17 protein-coding genes are annotated in these 18,115 nt (G+C 64.2%); 13 read left to right on the top strand and 4 right to left on the bottom strand.

Going from position 1 to position 18,115, the window contains the following annotated elements; all coding sequences use genetic code 11:
- Nucleotides 1-94 precede the first annotated feature (94 nt).
- The 4 genes from HXX15_RS04880 to HXX15_RS04865 all read left to right on the top strand — a co-directional run bounded on the left by HXX15_RS04880 (nt 95) and on the right by HXX15_RS04865 (nt 6,168).
- Entirely contained in the window at nt 95-520 is a 426-nt protein-coding gene (locus HXX15_RS04880; protein WP_296513236.1) for a nuclear transport factor 2 family protein, read from the top strand.
- A 126-nt stretch (nt 521-646) separates the two neighbouring features.
- Entirely contained in the window at nt 647-2,437 is a 1,791-nt protein-coding gene (locus HXX15_RS04875) for an acyl-CoA dehydrogenase C-terminal domain-containing protein (protein WP_296513233.1), read from the top strand.
- Nucleotides 2,438-2,594: 157 nt separating this feature from the next.
- Complete coding sequence (locus tag HXX15_RS04870) at nt 2,595-3,803, top strand: acetyl-CoA C-acetyltransferase (protein WP_296513232.1); 1,209 nt, start codon at nt 2,595-2,597, stop codon at nt 3,801-3,803.
- 148 nt (nt 3,804-3,951) lie between these two features.
- Entirely contained in the window at nt 3,952-6,168 is a 2,217-nt protein-coding gene (locus HXX15_RS04865; RefSeq protein WP_296513230.1) for a 3-hydroxyacyl-CoA dehydrogenase NAD-binding domain-containing protein, read from the top strand.
- A 225-nt stretch (nt 6,169-6,393) separates the two neighbouring features.
- Here the strand turns inward: HXX15_RS04865 and gstA are convergent, their stop codons facing one another.
- Nucleotides 6,394-7,008: a glutathione transferase GstA gene (gene gstA / locus HXX15_RS04860; protein ID WP_296513229.1), complete on the bottom strand. Its 615-nt coding sequence runs from the start codon at nt 7,006-7,008 to the stop codon at nt 6,394-6,396.
- A gap of 128 nt (nt 7,009-7,136) precedes the next feature.
- On the opposite strand from gstA, the gene HXX15_RS04855 reads away from it, so the two are divergent.
- The 5 genes from HXX15_RS04855 (at nt 7,137) to HXX15_RS04835 (ending at nt 11,012) form a co-directional block, all read left to right on the top strand.
- Nucleotides 7,137-7,625 (top strand): MarR family winged helix-turn-helix transcriptional regulator, encoded by a 489-nt coding sequence (locus tag HXX15_RS04855; protein WP_296513227.1) that lies wholly within the window; start codon nt 7,137-7,139, stop codon nt 7,623-7,625.
- Between the two features lie 96 nt (nt 7,626-7,721).
- The gene (locus tag HXX15_RS04850; RefSeq protein WP_296513225.1) at nt 7,722-9,092 is read left to right on the top strand and encodes a glutamate--cysteine ligase; all 1,371 of its coding nucleotides are present in this window, start codon (nt 7,722-7,724) and stop codon (nt 9,090-9,092) included.
- 169 nt (nt 9,093-9,261) lie between these two features.
- Nucleotides 9,262-9,792, top strand: a complete 531-nt coding sequence (locus tag HXX15_RS04845) for a PAN domain-containing protein (protein ID WP_296513223.1) — start codon at nt 9,262-9,264, stop codon at nt 9,790-9,792.
- Nucleotides 9,793-9,886: 94 nt separating this feature from the next.
- Nucleotides 9,887-10,291: a thioredoxin family protein gene (locus HXX15_RS04840; protein ID WP_296513221.1), complete on the top strand. Its 405-nt coding sequence runs from the start codon at nt 9,887-9,889 to the stop codon at nt 10,289-10,291.
- A gap of 4 nt (nt 10,292-10,295) precedes the next feature.
- Nucleotides 10,296-11,012, top strand: coding sequence for a cytochrome c biogenesis protein CcdA (locus HXX15_RS04835; protein ID WP_296513218.1), 717 nt, complete (start codon nt 10,296-10,298; stop codon nt 11,010-11,012).
- 39 nt (nt 11,013-11,051) lie between these two features.
- On the opposite strand, the gene lepB is transcribed toward HXX15_RS04835, so the two are convergent.
- The 3 genes from lepB to HXX15_RS04820 form a co-directional block, all read right to left on the bottom strand.
- The gene (gene lepB, locus HXX15_RS04830) at nt 11,052-11,822 is read right to left on the bottom strand and encodes a signal peptidase I (protein WP_296513216.1); all 771 of its coding nucleotides are present in this window, start codon (nt 11,820-11,822) and stop codon (nt 11,052-11,054) included.
- Complete coding sequence (gene tldD / locus HXX15_RS04825) at nt 11,822-13,246, bottom strand: metalloprotease TldD (RefSeq protein WP_296513215.1); 1,425 nt, start codon at nt 13,244-13,246, stop codon at nt 11,822-11,824. The genes lepB and tldD overlap by 1 nt, the downstream gene beginning before the upstream one ends.
- 128 nt (nt 13,247-13,374) lie before the next feature.
- Entirely contained in the window at nt 13,375-13,935 is a 561-nt protein-coding gene (locus tag HXX15_RS04820) for an invasion associated locus B family protein (protein WP_296513213.1), read from the bottom strand.
- Between the two features lie 397 nt (nt 13,936-14,332).
- Between HXX15_RS04820 and coxB the strand changes: the two genes are divergently transcribed.
- From coxB to HXX15_RS04800, 4 genes are all read left to right on the top strand, one after another.
- Nucleotides 14,333-15,184, top strand: a complete 852-nt coding sequence (gene coxB / locus HXX15_RS04815) for a cytochrome c oxidase subunit II (protein ID WP_296513211.1) — start codon at nt 14,333-14,335, stop codon at nt 15,182-15,184.
- Between the two features lie 88 nt (nt 15,185-15,272).
- Nucleotides 15,273-16,898, top strand: coding sequence for a cytochrome c oxidase subunit I (gene ctaD, locus HXX15_RS04810; protein WP_296513208.1), 1,626 nt, complete (start codon nt 15,273-15,275; stop codon nt 16,896-16,898).
- A 95-nt stretch (nt 16,899-16,993) separates the two neighbouring features.
- Nucleotides 16,994-17,932, top strand: coding sequence for a heme o synthase (locus tag HXX15_RS04805; RefSeq protein ID WP_296513206.1), 939 nt, complete (start codon nt 16,994-16,996; stop codon nt 17,930-17,932).
- Nucleotides 17,933-17,938: 6 nt separating this feature from the next.
- Nucleotides 17,939-18,115, top strand: a complete 177-nt coding sequence (locus HXX15_RS04800) for a CoxF protein (RefSeq protein WP_296513205.1) — start codon at nt 17,939-17,941, stop codon at nt 18,113-18,115.

The following is an 18,115-nucleotide window of genomic DNA, read 5'->3' as shown; positions in this document are numbered from 1 at the left end:
GCATAATAGTGCATATGCGTCAATATGCATATGAACACGCGGGAATTGCGCCTTTCCGCGCGGATCTTGACGTTACGCCCAGAGGAGACGTCCGATGTCCATGAGCGGCCTGGAGAAATGGTACGCCTATGTGAAGTCCCACGACCAGGCGGCGCTCTGGGACCTGCTGCACCCCGATGCGGTGTTCGAAAGCCCGGTCGTGCACACGCCGCAGCGCGGCCGCGACATCACCTTCAAATACCTGTTGGGTGCCGAACAGGTGCTGGGCGGTCCGGGCTTCGCCTATCGTGGCGAGTGGCGCAATAAGAACGGCGTGGTGCTTGAGTTCGAAAATCAGGTCGACGGGATCACGATTAACGGCGTCGACATCATCACCTTCGACAACGATGGCATGATCACGCACTTCAAGGTGATGGTGCGTCCGCTCAAGGCGATCAATTTGTTGCACCGGCTGATGGGCGAGCAATTGATCCGCGCGGGAAGCGAAGCCGGCGTTGCCAAGCGACCACCGCAGACTTGATACTCGTTACCGCAGACTGGTTACCGCGGACCGCCGGAAACGGCTAAGGTCCATTGTTGGAACGGAAAGATTGCTGAGCTGCACGAACTCCCTGTAGAGGAGTTGCCAGCCAGCCGGGAGAACACCATGCCGACCTACAAGGCCCCCCTCGAAGACGTCGGATTCTTGCTCAACGACGTGTTCCAGTTCGACCGCTACGGCAATCTGCCGGGTTTCAGCGACGCCTCCGCCGATGTGCGCGATGCGATCCTGAACGAGGCCGCCCGGCTCAGCGAGCAGGTGCTGCAGCCGCTGAACCGCGTCGGCGACCGCGAGGGCTGCACTCGGCACGATGACGGCAGCGTGACGACGCCGAAGGGTTTTAAGGAAGCCTACAAGCAGGTCGCCGAGGGCGGCTGGCTCGGCCTGTCGGCGCCGGCGGAATTCGGCGGGCAGGGCCTGCCGGTGACGCTGACCCAGGTCGTCGCCGAATTCCAGATCTCCGCCAATATGGCGTTCTCGATGTATCACGGCTTGACCATGGGGGCGGCCGCGGCGCTGCTGGTGCACGGCAAGCCGGAGCAGAAGGCGATCTTCCTGCCCAAGATGGTGTCGGGCGAATGGACCGGCACCATGAACCTGACCGAGCCGCAATGCGGCACCGATCTCGGGCTGCTGCGCACCAAGGCGGTGAAGCAGGCCGACGGTAGCTACAAGATCACCGGCACCAAGATCTTCATCTCCGCCGGCGAGCACGACCTCTCCGACAACATCATCCATCTGGTGCTGGCTCGAATCGAGGGCGCGCCGGCCGGGATCAAGGGCGTCTCGCTGTTCGTGGTGCCGAAGATCAAGGTCAATGCCGACGGTTCGCTCGGCGAGCGCAACGGCGTGACCTGCGGCGCGATCGAGCACAAGATGGGCATCCACGGCAACGCCACCTGCGTGATGAATTACGACGGCGCCACCGGCTGGCTGATCGGCGAAGAGAACAAGGGCATGCAGGGCATGTTCGTGATGATGAACGAGGCCCGGCTCGGCGTCGCCGTGCAGGGCCTGGCGCAATCCGAAGTCGCCTATCAGAACGCCGTCAATTATGCCCGCGAGCGGCTGCAGGGCCGCGCGCTGTCGGGGCCGAAGGCGACCGACAAGCCGGCCGATCCGATCATCGTGCATCCCGATATCCGCCGCGTGCTGCTGACGATCCGCGCCTTCAACGAAGCGGCCCGCGCGATGGTGGTATGGACCGCGCTGAAGAGCGACGTCGCGCATCGCTCCAGCGATGCCAAAGAACGTCAGGCCGCCGACGACCACATGGGCCTGATGACGCCGGTGCTGAAGGGCGTGCTGACCGATGTCGGCTTCTCCAACACCGTGCTGGCGCAGCAGGTCTATGGCGGCCACGGCTACATTGCCGACAACGGCATGGAGCAGTTCGTCCGCGACGCTCGGATCGCGATGATCTACGAGGGCGCCAACGGCATCCAGGCGCTCGACCTGGTCGGCCGCAAGCTGCCGCGCGACGGCGGCCGCGCCGTGATGGCGTTCTTCGCCGAGGTCGGCGCCTTCGCCAAGGAGCACGGCGGCGACGAGGCGATGAAGCCCTATGTGGCGCCGGTCTCGGCGGCGCTCGGCCATCTGCAGCAGGCCACCACCTGGCTGATGCTGAACGCGATGGCGGCGCCCGACAATGCCGGCGCCGGTGCCACCGATTACATGCAGCTGTTCGGCCTGGTCGCCTGCGGCTATATGTGGGCCAAGATGGCGAAGGTCGCGCAGGACAAGATTGCCAGCGATGGCGCAACACCCTATCTGACGACGAAACTCGTGACCGGCCGGTTTTTTATGGAACGGATGCTTCCCGAGACCGCGCTGCATCTGGCACGGATCCAGAGCGGCAGCGCCACCACGATGGAATTGCCGGCGGAGGCGTTCTGATCACAATCACGGCTGTCATCCCCGCGAAAGCGGGGATCCAGTAAACCGAACGCCAGAGTTTTGAACTGAGCGCCTTGAATACTGGGTCGCCCGGTCAAGCCGGGCGATGACATGGCGAAGACCATCGCGTCACAGCTTTCATTTTAAGGGAGATCCCATGCCCGACGCTTTTATCTACGATCACGTTCGCACCCCCCGCGGCCGCGGCAAGCCGGACGGCGCGCTGCATGAAGTGACCGCGCTGGCGCTCGCCACCGCACCGCTGAAGGCGCTGAAGGAGCGCAACAACCTCAAGAAGGACACCGTCGACGACGTGATCCTCGGCTGCGTCGATCCGGTCGGCGAAGCAGGCTCCGACATCGCCCGTTTCGCGGCGTTGAATGCCGGCCTCGGCGAAGCCGTGCCGGGCATCCAGATCAGCCGGTTCTGCGCCTCCGGCCTCGACGCGGTGAATTTCGCCGCGGCGCAGATCATGAGCGGACAGCACGAGCTGGTGATCGGCGGCGGCGCCGAATCGATGAGCCGGATCGGGATCGGCGCCTCCGGCGGCGCCTGGCCGATGGACCCGTCGATGGCGGTGCCGGCCTATTTCATGCCGCAGGGCATCTCGGCCGATCTGATCGCCACCAAATACGGTTTCTCGCGCGACGACGTCGACGCCTATGCGGTGCAGAGCCAGCAGCGCTCCGCGAAGTCGTGGGACGAAGGCCGCTTCGACAAGTCGGTGGTGCCGGTCAAGGACATCAACGGTCTGACGATCCTGGCCAAGGACGAGCACATGCGTCCGACCACGACGATGCAGTCGCTCGGCCAATTGCAGCCGTCCTTCGTCCAGATGGGCGTGATGGGTGGCTTCGACGCGGTGGCGATCCAGTCGCATCCGGAAATCGAGAAGATCAACTACGTCCACCACGCCGGCAATTCCTCCGGCATCGTCGACGGCGCCGGCGCGGTGCTGCTCGGCAGCAAGGACGCCGGCAAGAAATATGACCTGAAGCCGCGGGCGAAGATCCGCGCCTTCGTCAATATCGGCTCGGAGCCGGCGATGATGCTGACCGGTCCGGTCGACGTCACCAAGAAACTGTTCGAGCGCTCCGGCATGAAGAAGGGCGACATCGACCTGTTCGAGCTCAACGAGGCCTTCGCCTCGGTGGTGCTGCGCTACATGCAGGCGTTCGAGATCGACAACGACAAGATCAACGTCAATGGCGGCGCGATCGCGCTCGGCCATCCGCTCGGTGCGACCGGTGCGATGATCCTCGGCACCGTGCTCGACGAACTTGAACGCACCGGCAAGTCGACCGCACTAGTGACACTTTGCATCGGTGGTGGCATGGGCACCGCCACCATCATCGAGCGGGTCTAATCAGTAGGGTGGGCAAAGCGAAGCGTGCCCACCATTCCCCGCCTCACCGCTCGAAGGTGGGCACGGCGCGAAGTGCGCCTTTGCCCACCCTACACAGACAGACAACCGCCGCGCCGCAACGGCCGCAGGCATCGAAGGAGCTAATCGGATGACCTTCAAGATTTTCAAACTCGAGACCGACGCCGACGGCATTGCGCTCGTCACCTGGGATCTTCCCGGCCGTTCGATGAATGTGCTGGACGCCACCACGATCGAGGAGCTCGACGCCATCGTCGCGCAGACCACCGCGGATGCCGCCGTCAAGGGCGTGGTGATCACCTCGGCCAAGGAAGCGTTCTGCGCCGGGGCCGACCTGTCGATGCTGGAAGGCATGAACAAGACCTTCGCCCAGATCCGCAAGGACAAGGGCGAGGAAGCCGCGCAGCAGATGCTGTTCGACGAGAGCCGCAAATTGTCGCAGATCCTGCGCAGGATCGAGACCTCGGGCAAGCCGTGGGTCGCCGCGATCAACGGCCTCGCGCTCGGCGGCGGTTTCGAAGTGACGCTGGCCTGCCACTACCGCGTCGCCGCCGACAATCCGAAGACCAGGCTCGGCCTGCCGGAAATCAAGGTCGGCCTGTTCCCGGGCGGCGGCGGCACCCAGCGGATTCCGCGCATCGTGCAGCCGCAGGACTCGCTGACGATCCTGCTGAAGGGCGACCAGGTCAATCTGGCCAAGGCCAAGGCCTGGAAGCTGGTCGATGCGGTGGTGCCGCCGGCCGACCTGATCACGGCCGCCAAGGACTGGATCAAGGGTGGCGGCAAGGCGGTGGCGCCGTGGGACGAGAAGGGCTTCAAGCTGCCCGGCGGCCAGGTGTTCTCCAAGCAGGGCATGATGATGTTTCCTGCGGGCAACGCCATTTACCGCCGCGAGACCTACGACAACTATCCGGCGGCGCGCGCCGTCATGAGCTGCGTCTATGAGGGCCTGCAGCTGCCGATGGACGCGGCGCTGCGCGTGGAATCGCGCTATTTCGCCCACGTCGTGCAGACCAAGGAAGCCGCGGCGATGATCCGCAGCCTGTTCCTGTCGATGCAGGAACTGAACAAGGGGGCGCGGCGGCCGCAGAACGTGCCGCCGACCAAGGTCAAGAAGCTCGCCATCATCGGCGCCGGCTTCATGGGCGCCAGCGTCGGCTACGTCTCGGCCAAGGGCGGCATCGAGGTAGTGCTGATCGACCGCGATCAGGAAAGCGCCGACAAGGGCAAGGCGCATTGCAAATCGGTGATCGACGGGTTGATCGCCAAGGGCCGCGCCAAGGAGGCCGACCGCGACGCGCTGATGGCGCGGATCACCGCGACCGCGGATTTCGACGCCATCAAGGATTGCGATCTGGTGATCGAAGCCGTGTTCGAGGATCGCGCGGTCAAGGCCGAGATCTACAAGAAGGTGCAGCCGCTGCTGAAGCAGGGCGCCATCATGGCGTCGAATACCTCGACGCTGCCGATCAATTCGCTGGCCGAAGAATTTACCGACCAGTCGAAGTTCATAGGCATCCACTTCTTCTCGCCGGTCGAGAAGATGATGCTGGTGGAAATCATCGTCGGCAAGAACACTGGCGACGTCGCGCTCGCCACAGCGCTCGACTACGTCCGCCAGATCAGCAAGACCCCGATCGTGGTCAACGACAGCCGCGGCTTCTTCGCCAATCGCTGCGTGCTGCGCTTCACCGCCGAAGGGCTGGAAATGCTGATGGAAGGCGTGCCGCCGGCGATGATCGAGAACGTCGCCAAGATGGCCGGTATGCCGGTCGGACCGCTGTCGCTGGCCGACGAGGTCGCGCTCGACCTGGTGCTGAAGATCATGAAGGCGACCGAGGCCGATCTCGGCGCCCAGGCGGTCGATCAGCAGCAGAAGAAGCTGATGGTCGAGATGGTCGAGAAGCAGGGCCGGTTCGGCCGCAAGAATGCCAAGGGGTTCTACGACTATCCGGAAAAGGGCAAGGGCCAGAAGAGCCTGTGGGCCGGCATCGGCGCGCTGCAGCCCAAGCACCTCGATCCCGATACGCTCGACATCGAGGAGATGAAGCAGCGCTTCCTGGTGGTGCAGGCGGTGGAAGCCGCGCGCACCGTCGAGGATCACGTCATCACCGATCCGCGCGAGGCCGATGTCGGTTCGATCCTCGGCTTCGGCTTCGCCCCCTTCACCGGCGGCACGCTGAGCTATATCGACTTCATGGGGACGAAAGAGTTCGTGGCGCTGTGCCACAAGCTCGAGGCCAAATACGGCTCCCGCTTCACCCCGCCGAAACTGCTGGAAGATATGGCGAAGAACGGCGAGACCTTCTACGGCCGGTTCCCGCCGAAGAAGCTGGCGGCGGCGTAGGATCCGGCCTGGCGAAACCGGAGACGCCATTCGTCATTGCGAGCCGAGGGCGGCGCGAAGCGCCGTCCGAACGCGAAGCAACCCAGGGGCGGCAAGCGCAGGCCTGGATTGCTTCGTCGCAAGTGCTCCTCGCAATGACGAACGCAGGCGCAGGATTGTGTTGCGTACATAAAAAAGGGCCGGATCGGCGATCCGGCCCTTCGTCATTTGTCAGAAATCAGAAGCTCACGCCGCTTTCAGCAGGCCTTCCTTGGCGAGCGCTTCCTGCACCTTCGGCCGCGCAGCGACGCGGGCCTTGTAGGCGACGAGGTTGGGCAGCGCCGAGATGTCGATCTTCATCGCGTCGGCCCAGCGCAGGATCGTGAACAGATAGCCGTCGGCGACGGTGAATTGCGGGCCCATCAGGTAGTCATGGCCGGCCAGCGCTTCGTCGATGTACTTGAACTTGCTCGCGATGCGGTCGCGGAAGAACGCCTTGGCGTCGTCGGCCAGCGCCGGGCTGAACAGCGGCCCGAAACTCTTGTGCAGTTCGGTGGTGATGAAATTCAGCCACTCCTGCAAGCGATACCGCTCCTGGCTGCCATTGGCGGGGGCGAGCTTGGACGCCGCGGCCTGGTCGGCGATCATCTGCACGATCACCGGGCCTTCGGTCATCACCTCGCCATTGTCGAGCCCGAGCGCCGGAACTTGGCCCTTGGGGTTGATTTTGAGGTAATCGTCGCCGTTTTCGAGCTTCTTGGCGCGGATATCGACCTTCACCAGCTCGTAGGGCAGGCCGGATTCCATCAGCGCGATATGCGGCGACAGCGAGCAGGCGCCGGGTGAATAATACAGCTTCATGGGAAATTTCCTCCTGGTGGACTATTGGTGTTGCCGGACCGTGGAATTAAATGCACTTGCATGAAAGAGTCAAGATTGATGCAACTGCATTTAGTGCGGTAGGGTGCACCCGAATTATGAGCTCCGCCATGAAACGCAAACCGTCGACCGAAGCGACCGCGGCCTGGATTCGGCTGATGCGACTCCAGAGCCGGGTGCTGGACGCGGTCGAACAGGAATTGAAGAAAGCCGGCTTCCCGCCGTTGGCCTGGTACGACGCGCTGTTGGAATTGTCGCGCGCGCCGTCGGGCGAGCTGCGTCCGGTCGAGCTCGAAAAGCAGATGCTGATCCCGCAATATTCGACCTCGCGGCTGATCGACCGGCTGGTCGACGAGGGACTGGCGGCACGCCGCGAATGCAAGATGGACAAGCGCGGCCAGTTCGTCGAGATCACCGAGGCGGGGCGCGAATTGCAGAAGAAGATGTGGAGCGCCTATTCGGCCGCGATCGAGAAACACGTCGGATCGAAATTGTCGGACGCTGATGCGGCGAAGCTATGCAGCCTGCTCGACCGGCTGGGCTGCTCCTGCGATGCCGCCGCGTCGCTTGCCGCCAAAGACAGCGCCCCGGCGCGATGATACAGCTTTCACCCTCCGCCGCCGCGGGCGATCTCGCCCGCCGCGGGCCCCGACACCGCGCGCAGCTGACCACCGCGCCTATCCTCCGGAATCCTCATGGCGCGTGACCAGATCGATATGACGCCACTGCACTCGCGCGACGAGCTCGTGGCGTGGCTGGAAGACGGCGTGAAACCGCCGTCGGAATTCCGGATCGGAACCGAGCACGAAAAGACCCCGTTCACGCTGGTGGGTCACCATCCGGTGCCGTATGACGGCGCGCACGGCATCGGTGCGCTGCTGGAGGGGATGAAATTGCTGCTCGGCTGGGAGCCGATCATGGAAGCCGGCAACATCATCGGGCTCTACGACGTCACCGGCGGTGGCGCGATCTCGCTGGAGCCGGGCGGCCAGTTCGAACTGTCGGGTGCGCCGGTCGAGACCGTGCACCAGACCCAGTCCGAACTGATGGCGCATCTGGCCCAGGTGCGCGAGGTGGCGACGCCGCTCGGCATCGGCTTCCTCGGGCTCGGCATGACGCCGTCATGGTCGCGCGCGCAAATTCCGACGATGCCGAAAGGTCGCTACAAGATCATGACCAACTACATGCCGAAGGTCGGTCAATACGGCCTCGACATGATGTACCGGACCTGCACGGTGCAGACCAATCTCGACTTCTCGTCGGAAGCCGACATGGTCAAGAAGCTGCGGGTGTCGGTGGCGCTGCAGCCGATCGCCACCGCATTGTTCGCCAATTCGCCCTTTACTGAAGGCAAGCCGAACGGCTTGCTGTCGTTCCGCTCCGAGATCTGGCGCGACACCGACAACGCCCGCTCCGGCATGATCCCCTGGGCGTTCGAGGACGGCATGGGATTCGAGCGCTGGGTCGATTACGCGCTCGACGTGCCGATGTATTTCGTCAAGCGCGGCGACCAATATATCGACGTCGCCGGCTCGTCGTTTCGCGATTTCTTCGCCGGCAACAACAAGATGATGCCGGGCGAACGGCCGACGCTGTCGGATTGGGCCAATCACCTCTCGACGATCTTTCCCGAGGTCCGGCTCAAGCGTTATCTGGAGATGCGCGGCGCCGACGGCGTGCCGTGGGGCCGGCTGCCGGCGCTGCCGGCGTTCTGGGTCGGATTGCTGTACGACGACACCAGTCTCGACGCCGCCTGGGAGATCGTGCGGCTGTGGACCGCGCAGGAGCGCCAGGCGCTGCGCGACGACGTGCCGCGGCTCGGCTTCAAGGCCAAGATTCGCGATCGCTACCTGTTCGAGATCGCCAAGGAATGCATGGTGCTGGCGCATGCCGGACTGCGCCGGCGCGGCCGCGTCGACCACGCCGGCCGCGATGAATCGCGGCATCTGGAGCCGCTCGACCGGATTCTCGATGCCGGCCGCTCCCCCGCCGAGGAAATGCTGCAGAAATTCAACGGCGACTGGCACGGCTCGGTGGAGCCGGCCTACGACGAATACGCCTTCTAGCTGCCGGGCCGACCCGGTGGCCGTTCATCCGCCGTACAGGTAGCGGACCATCAGATGGCTCCCGGTGCGGCGGTTCGGAAGTTCCAAGGGACGTTTTTCAGGGACTTCGGAGCCAAATTCGAAAGCAATTGGGATGCGGCGAGGCGGCCTGCTCAGGGCGTGTTCGGTCATGCTCGCTTTGGCGGCGTGCCTGATGTCGGCCGCGCTGTCGACCGGCCCGGCCCGGGCGCAGGCGAATTTCGACCGTCCCGGCGGTGATTATTTGCGTTCGCCGGTGCAGAGCGGCGATCCGGCTGACTGCGCCATCGTCTGCGAACGCGACCGCCATTGCCGGTCATGGACCTTCGCCTATCCGACCGCGCCGGATCAGGGCGCGGTGTGCTGGCTGAAGAGCAGCGTGCCGCAGCGGGTGCCGAACAATTGCTGCGTGTCCGGTGTGCGCGGCGCCGGCGTGCTGGAGCCGCGCAACTCTTCGATCGAGGCCTCGATCGATCGCTTCGGCGGCGACTACCGGAATCTGGAGCTGAACAAGGGCGACGGCAGCGATGCCTGCAAGGCCCTCTGCGAGGACGACCACAAATGCCGGGCCTGGACCTATGCGCGTCCGGGCTATGTCGGCAAGAGTCCCCACTGCTTCCTGAAAAAGGACATCAAGCCGCCGCGGCGCAAACCGGGATTCATTTCCGGAGTCGTCAGGTAACAATCCCTGCGCCGGCACGTAACTTTGTCAGCGCGTCCGGCGAACCTTGTTTGATCGCGGGCGTCCGCGCATCCGGCAAATGAGGGATTTCGCAATGACGATGACACGAAAGATGTTCAACGGCGCCCTGCTCGCCACACTGCTGGCCGTGACCGGACTGGTCTCATCGGCCTTCGCCAGCTCCGCGGTTCCGTTTGCCACCGACGCGTTCAAGTCGGCGCAGGCCGCTGGCCAGCCGGTCCTGATCGAGATTCATGCCGGCTGGTGCCCGACCTGCAAGGCGCAGACACCGATCATCGAGCGTCTGACCACTGATCCGAAATTCAAGGATCTGAAGATTTTCCGGGTCGATTTCGATGACCAGAAGCCGACGGTGAAGTCGTTCGGCGCGCAGATGCAATCGACGCTGATCGTGTTCAAAGGCGCCGCCGAGCAGGGCCGCTCGGTAGGCGACACCAGCGAAACCTCGATCGGCGCGCTGCTCGACAAGGCGCTCTGAGTCCGTGACTGCCTTCGCGCTGGCCTTCCTGGCCGGGCTGCTGTCGATCCTGTCGCCCTGCGTGCTCCCGCTGGTGCCGATCGTGCTGGGCGCCGCGGTCACCGCGCATCGTTACGGCGCGCTGGCGCTGGCGGCGGGGCTGGCGCTGTCGTTCACCGCGATCGGATTGCTGCTGGCGGTGGCCGGCTTCGGTCTCGGCATCGACGCCGGGATGTTTCGCGTCGGCGCCGCGGCGATCATGATCGCGATCGGCGCAGTGCTCCTGGTGCCGTTGTGGCAGGCTAGGCTGTCCGCCGCCGGCAGCCCGTTGTCGGGCTGGGCCGACCGCCGTTTCGGCGGCGTGGCCTCGTCGGGGCTCGGCGGCCAATTCGCGATCGGCCTGCTGCTCGGCGCGGTCTGGTCGCCCTGCGTCGGACCGACGCTGGGCGCGGCGTCGCTGCTGGCCGCGCAGGGACGGGATCTGCCGACCGTGGCGCTGACGATGGCGATCTTCGGCATCGGCGCCGCCCTGCCGCTGGTGCTGCTCGGGCAGATCTCCCGCGCGACGCTGATGGCCGTGCGTGACCGGCTGCTGTCGGCCGGCAAGCTCGGGAAGGTCTTGCTGGGCGCGGCCTTCATCCTGATCGGCGCGGCGATCATCAGCGGAGCCGACAAGAAGATCGAGGCGGTGCTGGTCGAGGCCTCGCCGCAATGGCTGACCAATCTGACGACGTCGTTCTGATCCGCGCCGGCGGCGAGGGCGCACCCTTCGCCGCTATCTTCAATGCACCGACGTGAAGAACCGCGCGATCCGGAAGCCCGACAGCCAGCTCGTCACCGGCTGGCTGCGAATCCCGGGATTCCACGAGCCGACGATGGCGTCGACGCGGCCGACCAGATTGTCCATCGGCAGCAGGCCGACGCCGCCGTCGCGCACCATGACGCGGCTGTCGGCGGAGTTGTCGCGATTGTCGCCCATCACGAACAGATGGCCGGACGGCACGACGACCTCCTCGGTGTTGTCGAGGCGGCCGTGATCATAGAGCTTGAAGATCTCGTGGGAGACGCCGCCGGGCAGCGTCTCGATATAGCGCTGCGCGGTTTCGGCGCCGCCGTTGTCGTCTTCGGATTCGCCGAGCCCATCCGGCCGGACCTTCGCCGAAACACCGTTGATATAGACCAGACCCTGGCGTAGCTGCACGCGATCGCCGGGCAGGCCGATCACGCGCTTGACCCAGACCTGGGAACGGTCGCCGGGCCAGCGGAACACCACCACGTCGCCGCGCTTCGGCGTTTCGCCGAACACCCGGCCGGTTTCCGGAAAGGCGACATGGATCGGCAGCGACGCCGTGGAGTAGCCGTAAGGAAATTTCGACGCCAACAACGCGTCGCCGATCAGCAGCGTCGGCTCCATCGAACCGGACGGCACATAGAACGGCTCCGCCAGCGCGCCCTTGCCGACCAGCACGATCGCAACGATCGCCACCAACTGTCCCAGTTGCGACGACCAGCGCCGCACGGCGGCCTTGATTGATCCCGTTTCCACGCTCATCAACCGGTTCCTCCGACCGTAATCCGTTCCATCCGCAGCGTCGGCTGGCCGACCCCGACCGGGACGCCCTGGCCGTGCTTGCCGCAGGTGCCGATGCCGGAATCCAGCTGCACGTCGTTGCCAATCATGGAAATGCGGTGCAAATCGGTCGGACCATTGCCGATCAGCATCGCGCCCTTCAGCGGCGCGCCGAGTTTGCCATTCTCGATCTTATAGGCCTCGGTGCACTGGAATACATATTTGCCCGAGGTGATGTCGACCTGGCCACCGCCGAAATTCGCGGCAAAGATGCCGTTCTTCACCGAAGCGAGGATTTCCGCCGGATCGCGGCTACCGGCCAGCATGTAGGTGTTGGTCATCCGCGGCATCGGCACATGGGCGTAGCTCTGACGGCGACCATTGCCAGTTGGCTTCATCTTCATCAGCCGGGCGTTCTGGCGGTCTTGCATGTAGCCGACCAGAATGCCGTCCTCGATCAGCACGGTGCGGCTGGTCGGCGTGCCTTCATCGTCGATCGACAGCGAACCGCGCCTTGAAGCAATGGTGCCGTCGTCGACCACGGTGACGCCCTTGGCGGCGACCTGTTGGCCCATCAGCCCGGCAAAAGCAGAAGTTTGTTTGCGGTTGAAATCGCCTTCGAGGCCGTGGCCCACCGCTTCGTGCAGCATCACCCCGGGCCAGCCGGGGCCGAGCACGACGTCCATCTCGCCGGCCGGCGCCGGCACCGACTCGAGATTGACCATGGCTTCGCGGATCGCACCATCGGCCGCCTCGCGCCACGCTTTGGTCTCGATGAAGCGGGCGTAGCCCTCGCGGCCGCCATAGCCTTTGCTGCCGCTTTCCTGCCGGTCGCCTTGCCCGGCCACCACCGAAATGTTGACCCGCACCAGCGGTCGGACATCGCGATAGCTCTCGCCGTCCGGGCGCAGGATTTCGATCACCTGCCAGGTGGCGCCGACCGAGACCGAGACCTGCCGCACCCGCGGATCCTTGTCGCGCACATAGGCATCGATCTCGGCCAGCAGCTTGACCTTTGCCTCGAAGCCCGGCGCGTCGAGCGGATTGTCGTCGCCATAGAGCCGGACATTGGTGTGCGCCGGCGCGGCGGCGAATGTGCCGCTGTAGTCGCCACGCACCGCCGCGACCGCGTCGGCGGCGCGAATCAGCGCGGGAAGCGACACGTCCGACGAATGCGCGTAGCCGACCGCGTCGTCCTTCACGGCGCGCAGGCCGAAACCTTGCGCGGTGTCGTAGGTCGCCTGCTTCAGCCGGCCATTGTCGAACGCCAGAGCCTCGGTCTGGCTGTATTCCAGGAACAGCTCGCCGTCGTCGGCGCCCGAGAGTCCGCGCGAGACTTCACGCCGCACTTGGTCGCGATCAAGATTGGCGCGGTCGAGCAGGGAGGTGGTGGCGAGAGAGGTCATGAAAGCTCCGGTTCCATGCCGAGCGCAGCAAATCGCCGCGCAACGTCGGTTGATCCGAAGATAAGCACTGCATTCAGAAAAAGGGAGGGCTGATCGGAATGGATCGCAGTGGGCCGCACCCACCGCTGTCAAGGCAGCTTGTCGTAGCCTTCGCCGATCCCGTTGAGGCTGAGCGGGAAGCCAATGCCTTCCTCAGGCGTCTCGAAGATGATGAAGGTGGCGGTCTTGGCGGTCCGCAGCTGGCCCAACAGCTTGTCGTCCATCACCACTTCGGCGACGCAGCCGTTCGGCAGGCAGCGGACGAAGCCGGCGCGGCCGACGTCGGCGTTGTCGAGCTTGAGCCCGAGGCCGGACGGCAGCAGCACGCCGAGCGGCGCCACTACCCGCATCAGCTTGCTCTTCTGATCGGCGGTTTTCAGGATGATCACGGTGAGGCCGGCGTTGGAGCGGTCCTCCGCCACCACGCTCTGGATCAGCGCGCATTGCTCGGCCTTTGCGCCGGGCGGGGTGTCGCAGCGGATCTGCCAGTCGCCATGGACCGAGCGCACCGCGCCTTGCGCCTGTGCGCCTGTGGCGATCCCGAGGTGCCAGGCGATCGCAACCGTGCCAACCAACGCGAGGCGCCACACTGAGTGGCGAACGGGCCGGCCGGATGCGGCGCGAATCGGAGGAAATTTCGAAAACCCCATCAGGGTCGATCCCATGGCAATGACGGTCAGGTCAAGGGACTGGTCGGCAATGACGGCACCATAAAGGCAACCTCCCGCAGCCAGCGAATCAGGCTCCCGTCAAACGTTCGTGTTGTGCCTACATCGGGGGGCGCATCTGTCAAGCTTGGTTCACATACTGGGGCACCGGTTTGGTCGGCGCGCCGGTACCTGCTGCGGGCATCAGATAAACATCTGCGAACCATCGCCTAAAGTTCAATACTGCATTGCGACAGCCTGCGAATTATGGTTTGAGAAACGGAATGCGAAGCGTTCTCACGGACAAATCGTCGCGGTTTGATCGGGAAACGCAATAAGCGGCAGGCTTCGTCGATTGGCGAGCGTGCGAATAAATTTTTTCAAGGGGAGCGCGAACGGCATGAAGCTGTTGATGGGCCGGATCGGCCGCCAGTTGCTGGGCTTGGCGATTATGGGAGGCGTCGTTGCGATCAGCGGGACGGCGTTTGCCGAACTCGGGCAACCCGCGCCGTGGGAATACAAGCTTCAGGAATCCGGTTCGCCGGTGATGGACAATCTCACCTGGTTTCACAATTTTCTGAGCTGGATGATCATCGCCATCACGCTGTTCGTGCTGGCGCTGCTGGTGATCGTGGTGGTGAAGTTCAACGCCAAGGCCAACCCGATCCCGTCGAAGACCACGCATCATACGTTGATCGAAGTGGCGTGGACCATCATCCCGGTGCTGATCCTGGTGGCGATCGCGGTGCCGTCGTTCCGCCTACTGTTCCAGGAGCTGGATATTCCGAAATCGGACGTCACCATCAAGGCGACCGGCAACCAGTGGAACTGGACCTACAACTATCCCGACGACAAGATTGAGTTCACCTCGATCATGCTGACCGACGCGGAGCGGGCGAAAATCACGCCGACGCCGCCGCGGCTGCTCGGCGTCGACAATGAAGTCGTGGTGCCGGTCAACAAGGTCATTCGGGTGCAGACCACCGCCGCCGACGTGATCCACTCCTTCGCGATTCCCTCGTTCGGCATCAAGATCGACGCGATTCCGGGCCGGCTCAACGAAACCTGGTTCAAGGCCACCAAGCTCGGCAAGTTCTACGGCCAGTGTTCGGAATTGTGCGGCAAGGACCACGCCTTCATGCCGATCGTGGTGCGGGTCGTGACCGACGCGGACTACGCCGCCTGGAAGAAGCAGCAGATCGCGGTCAGCGCGGGAAATTCGTTCGCTTCGACCGGGGCTGCCGCGCAGTGAGCCTCGGCTGCCGCGCGACATTTCGAATGGGTGACGGGGCCGTGAGGTTCCAAAGTTTGCAAGCGAATTTGCAAGTCAGGATCTGAAAATGACGATGGAAGCTGCCAGGGTTGCTCACGCCGATCACGCCCATGACGATCATGCGCATGCGCATCCGACCGGATGGCGGCGCTACGTCTACTCGACCAACCACAAGGACATCGGCACGATGTACCTGGTGTTCGCGATCATCGCGGGCATCATCGGCGGCGCCATGTCGATCCTGATCCGCATCGAGCTGATGTATCCGGGCATCCAGATCTTCCACGAGACCCACACCTACAACGTGTTCGTGACCTCGCACGGCCTGATCATGATCTTCTTCATGGTGATGCCGGCGATGATCGGCGGCTTCGGCAACTGGTTCGTGCCGCTGATGATCGGTGCGCCGGACATGGCGTTCCCGCGCATGAACAACGTGTCGTTCTGGCTGCTGCCGGCCTCGTTCGCGCTGCTGATCATCTCCACCTTCGTGGAAGGCGAATCCGGTTCCAACGGCGTCGGCGCCGGCTGGACCATGTACGCGCCGCTGTCGACCTCGGGCCATCCCGGCCCGGCGGTGGATTTCGCGATCCTGGCGCTGCATCTGGCCGGCGCCTCGTCGATCCTCGGCGCCATCAACTTCATCACCACGATCTTCAACATGCGCGCTCCCGGCATGACCCTGCACAAGATGCCGCTGTTCGTGTGGTCGATCCTCGTGACGGTTTTCCTGCTGCTGCTGTCGCTGCCGGTGCTCGCCGGCGCCATCACCATGCTGCTGACCGACCGCAATTTCGGCACCACCTTCTTCTCCGCCGAAGGCGGCGGCGACCCGGTGCTGTTCCAGCATCTGTTCTGGTTCTTCGGTCACCCCGAAGTCTACATTCTGATTTTGCCCGGCTTCGGCATGATCAGCCAGATCGTCTCGACCTTCTCGAAGAAGCCGGTGTTCGGCTATCTCGGCATGGCCTATGCGATGGTGGCGATCGGCGTGATCGGCTTCGTGGTGTGGGCGCACCACATGTACACGGTCGGCATGTCGAGTGCGACGCAGGCCTATTTCGTCGCCGCCACGATGGTGATCGCGGTGCCGACCGGGGTGAAGATCTTCTCCTGGATCGCCACTATGTGGGGCGGCTCGATCGAGTTCAAGACGCCGATGCTGTGGGCGATCGGCTTCATCTTCCTGTTCACCGTCGGCGGCGTCACCGGCGTGGTGCTGGCGAATGCCGGCGTCGATCGCGTGCTGCAGGATACCTATTACGTGGTGGCGCATTTCCACTACGTGCTGTCGCTGGGCGCCGTGTTCGCGATCTTCGCAGGCTGGTACTACTGGTTCCCGAAGATGACCGGCTACATGTACAACGAGACCATCGGCAAGCTGCACTTCTGGGTCACCTTCATCGGCGTCAATCTGGTGTTCTTCCCGCAGCATTTCCTCGGCCTGTCCGGGATGCCGCGGCGCTACGTCGATTACCCCGACGCCTTCGCCGGCTGGAACTTCGTCTCCTCGATCGGGTCCTATATCTCGGGCTTCGCGGTGCTGATCTTCCTCTACGGCATGGTGCTGGCCTTCATTAAAAAGGAAAAGGCCGCCGACAATCCGTGGGGCGTCGGCGCCACCACCCTGGAATGGACGCTGTCGTCGCCGCCGCCGTTCCATCAGTTCGAAGTGTTGCCGCGGATTCGTTGACGCGCGCGGCGCATGTGCCGCGCCGAACAAGATTGACGCATCCGCCGCGGCCTTGAGGCCGGGGCGGGTGCGCTCCAACAGGAGAGGGAGCGGATTTGTCGGTCATCGAAAGCAACAGCATCGCGTTCGCGCCCCGGATTTCCGAGGCCGGCGTCGCCGATTACGTCGCACTGCTTAAGCCGCGGGTGATGTCGCTGGTGGTGTTCACCGCGCTGGTCGGCTTCTTCCTCGCGCCCGGCTCGGTGCATCCGGTGCTGGCGATCACCTCGATCCTGTGCATCGCAGTCGGCGGCGGCGCCTCCGGCGCGCTCAACATGTGGTACGAAGACGACATCGATGCGCTGATGACGCGCACGGCCAATCGGCCGATCCCACGCGGCAAGGTGACCCGCCCGGAAGCGCTGACCTTCGGCATGACGCTGGCGTTCTTCTCGGTGATCACGCTCGGTATTCTGGTCAACTGGCTGGCCGGCGCGCTGCTCGCCTTCACCATCTTCTTCTACGTCGTGGTCTATACGATCTGGCTGAAGCGCTCGACCGCGCAGAACATCGTGATCGGCGGCGCCGCCGGCGCCTTGCCGCCGGTGGTGGCCTGGGCTGCGGCGACCGGATCGCTTGCGGTCGAACCGCTGCTGCTGTTTGCGATCATCTTCTTCTGGACCCCGCCGCATTTCTGGGCGCTGGCGCTGTTCCGCAACGACGATTACGCCCGCGCCGGGGTGCCGATGCTGCCGGTGGTGGCCGGCGCCGATCACACAAGGCTGCAGATCCTGCTCTATACCGTGGTGCTGGTGGCGGTGGCGTTCGCGCCGTGGCCGCTCGGCTATTTCGACGCGATCTACGGCGTCACCTCGCTGCTGCTGGGCGGCTGGATGCTGGTGCTGGCGATCCGCGTCTATCAGCGCCGCACCGGCAGCGCGGCGTTGCGCGCGACAAGGAACCTGTTCCGGTTCTCGATCCTTTATCTATTCGCGCTGTTCTCGGTTCTGTTGCTGGAAGTGGTCGCGCGCGGCGTGCTGCGACTGGTTGGCTAGAGGAGTATGACAATGAGCATGGATCAACCGCAGAAATTGCCGGGCATTGTTCTCACCGCCGCGCAGAAGAAGAGCCAGCGCGAGCGCTCGATCGCGATCGCGCTGTCGCTCGGCGTGTTGGTCGTGCTGTTCTTTGCCGTCACCATGGTCAAGGGACCGTTGGTGCTGATGCGGCCGATGTGA

This window comes from Rhodopseudomonas sp., from assembly GCF_013377015.1.
In the GTDB taxonomy this organism is placed as follows: domain Bacteria; phylum Pseudomonadota; class Alphaproteobacteria; order Rhizobiales; family Xanthobacteraceae; genus JARJEH01.
Note: the sequence above shows the minus strand (reverse complement) of the source record. Positions and strands in the feature narration are given on the sequence as shown.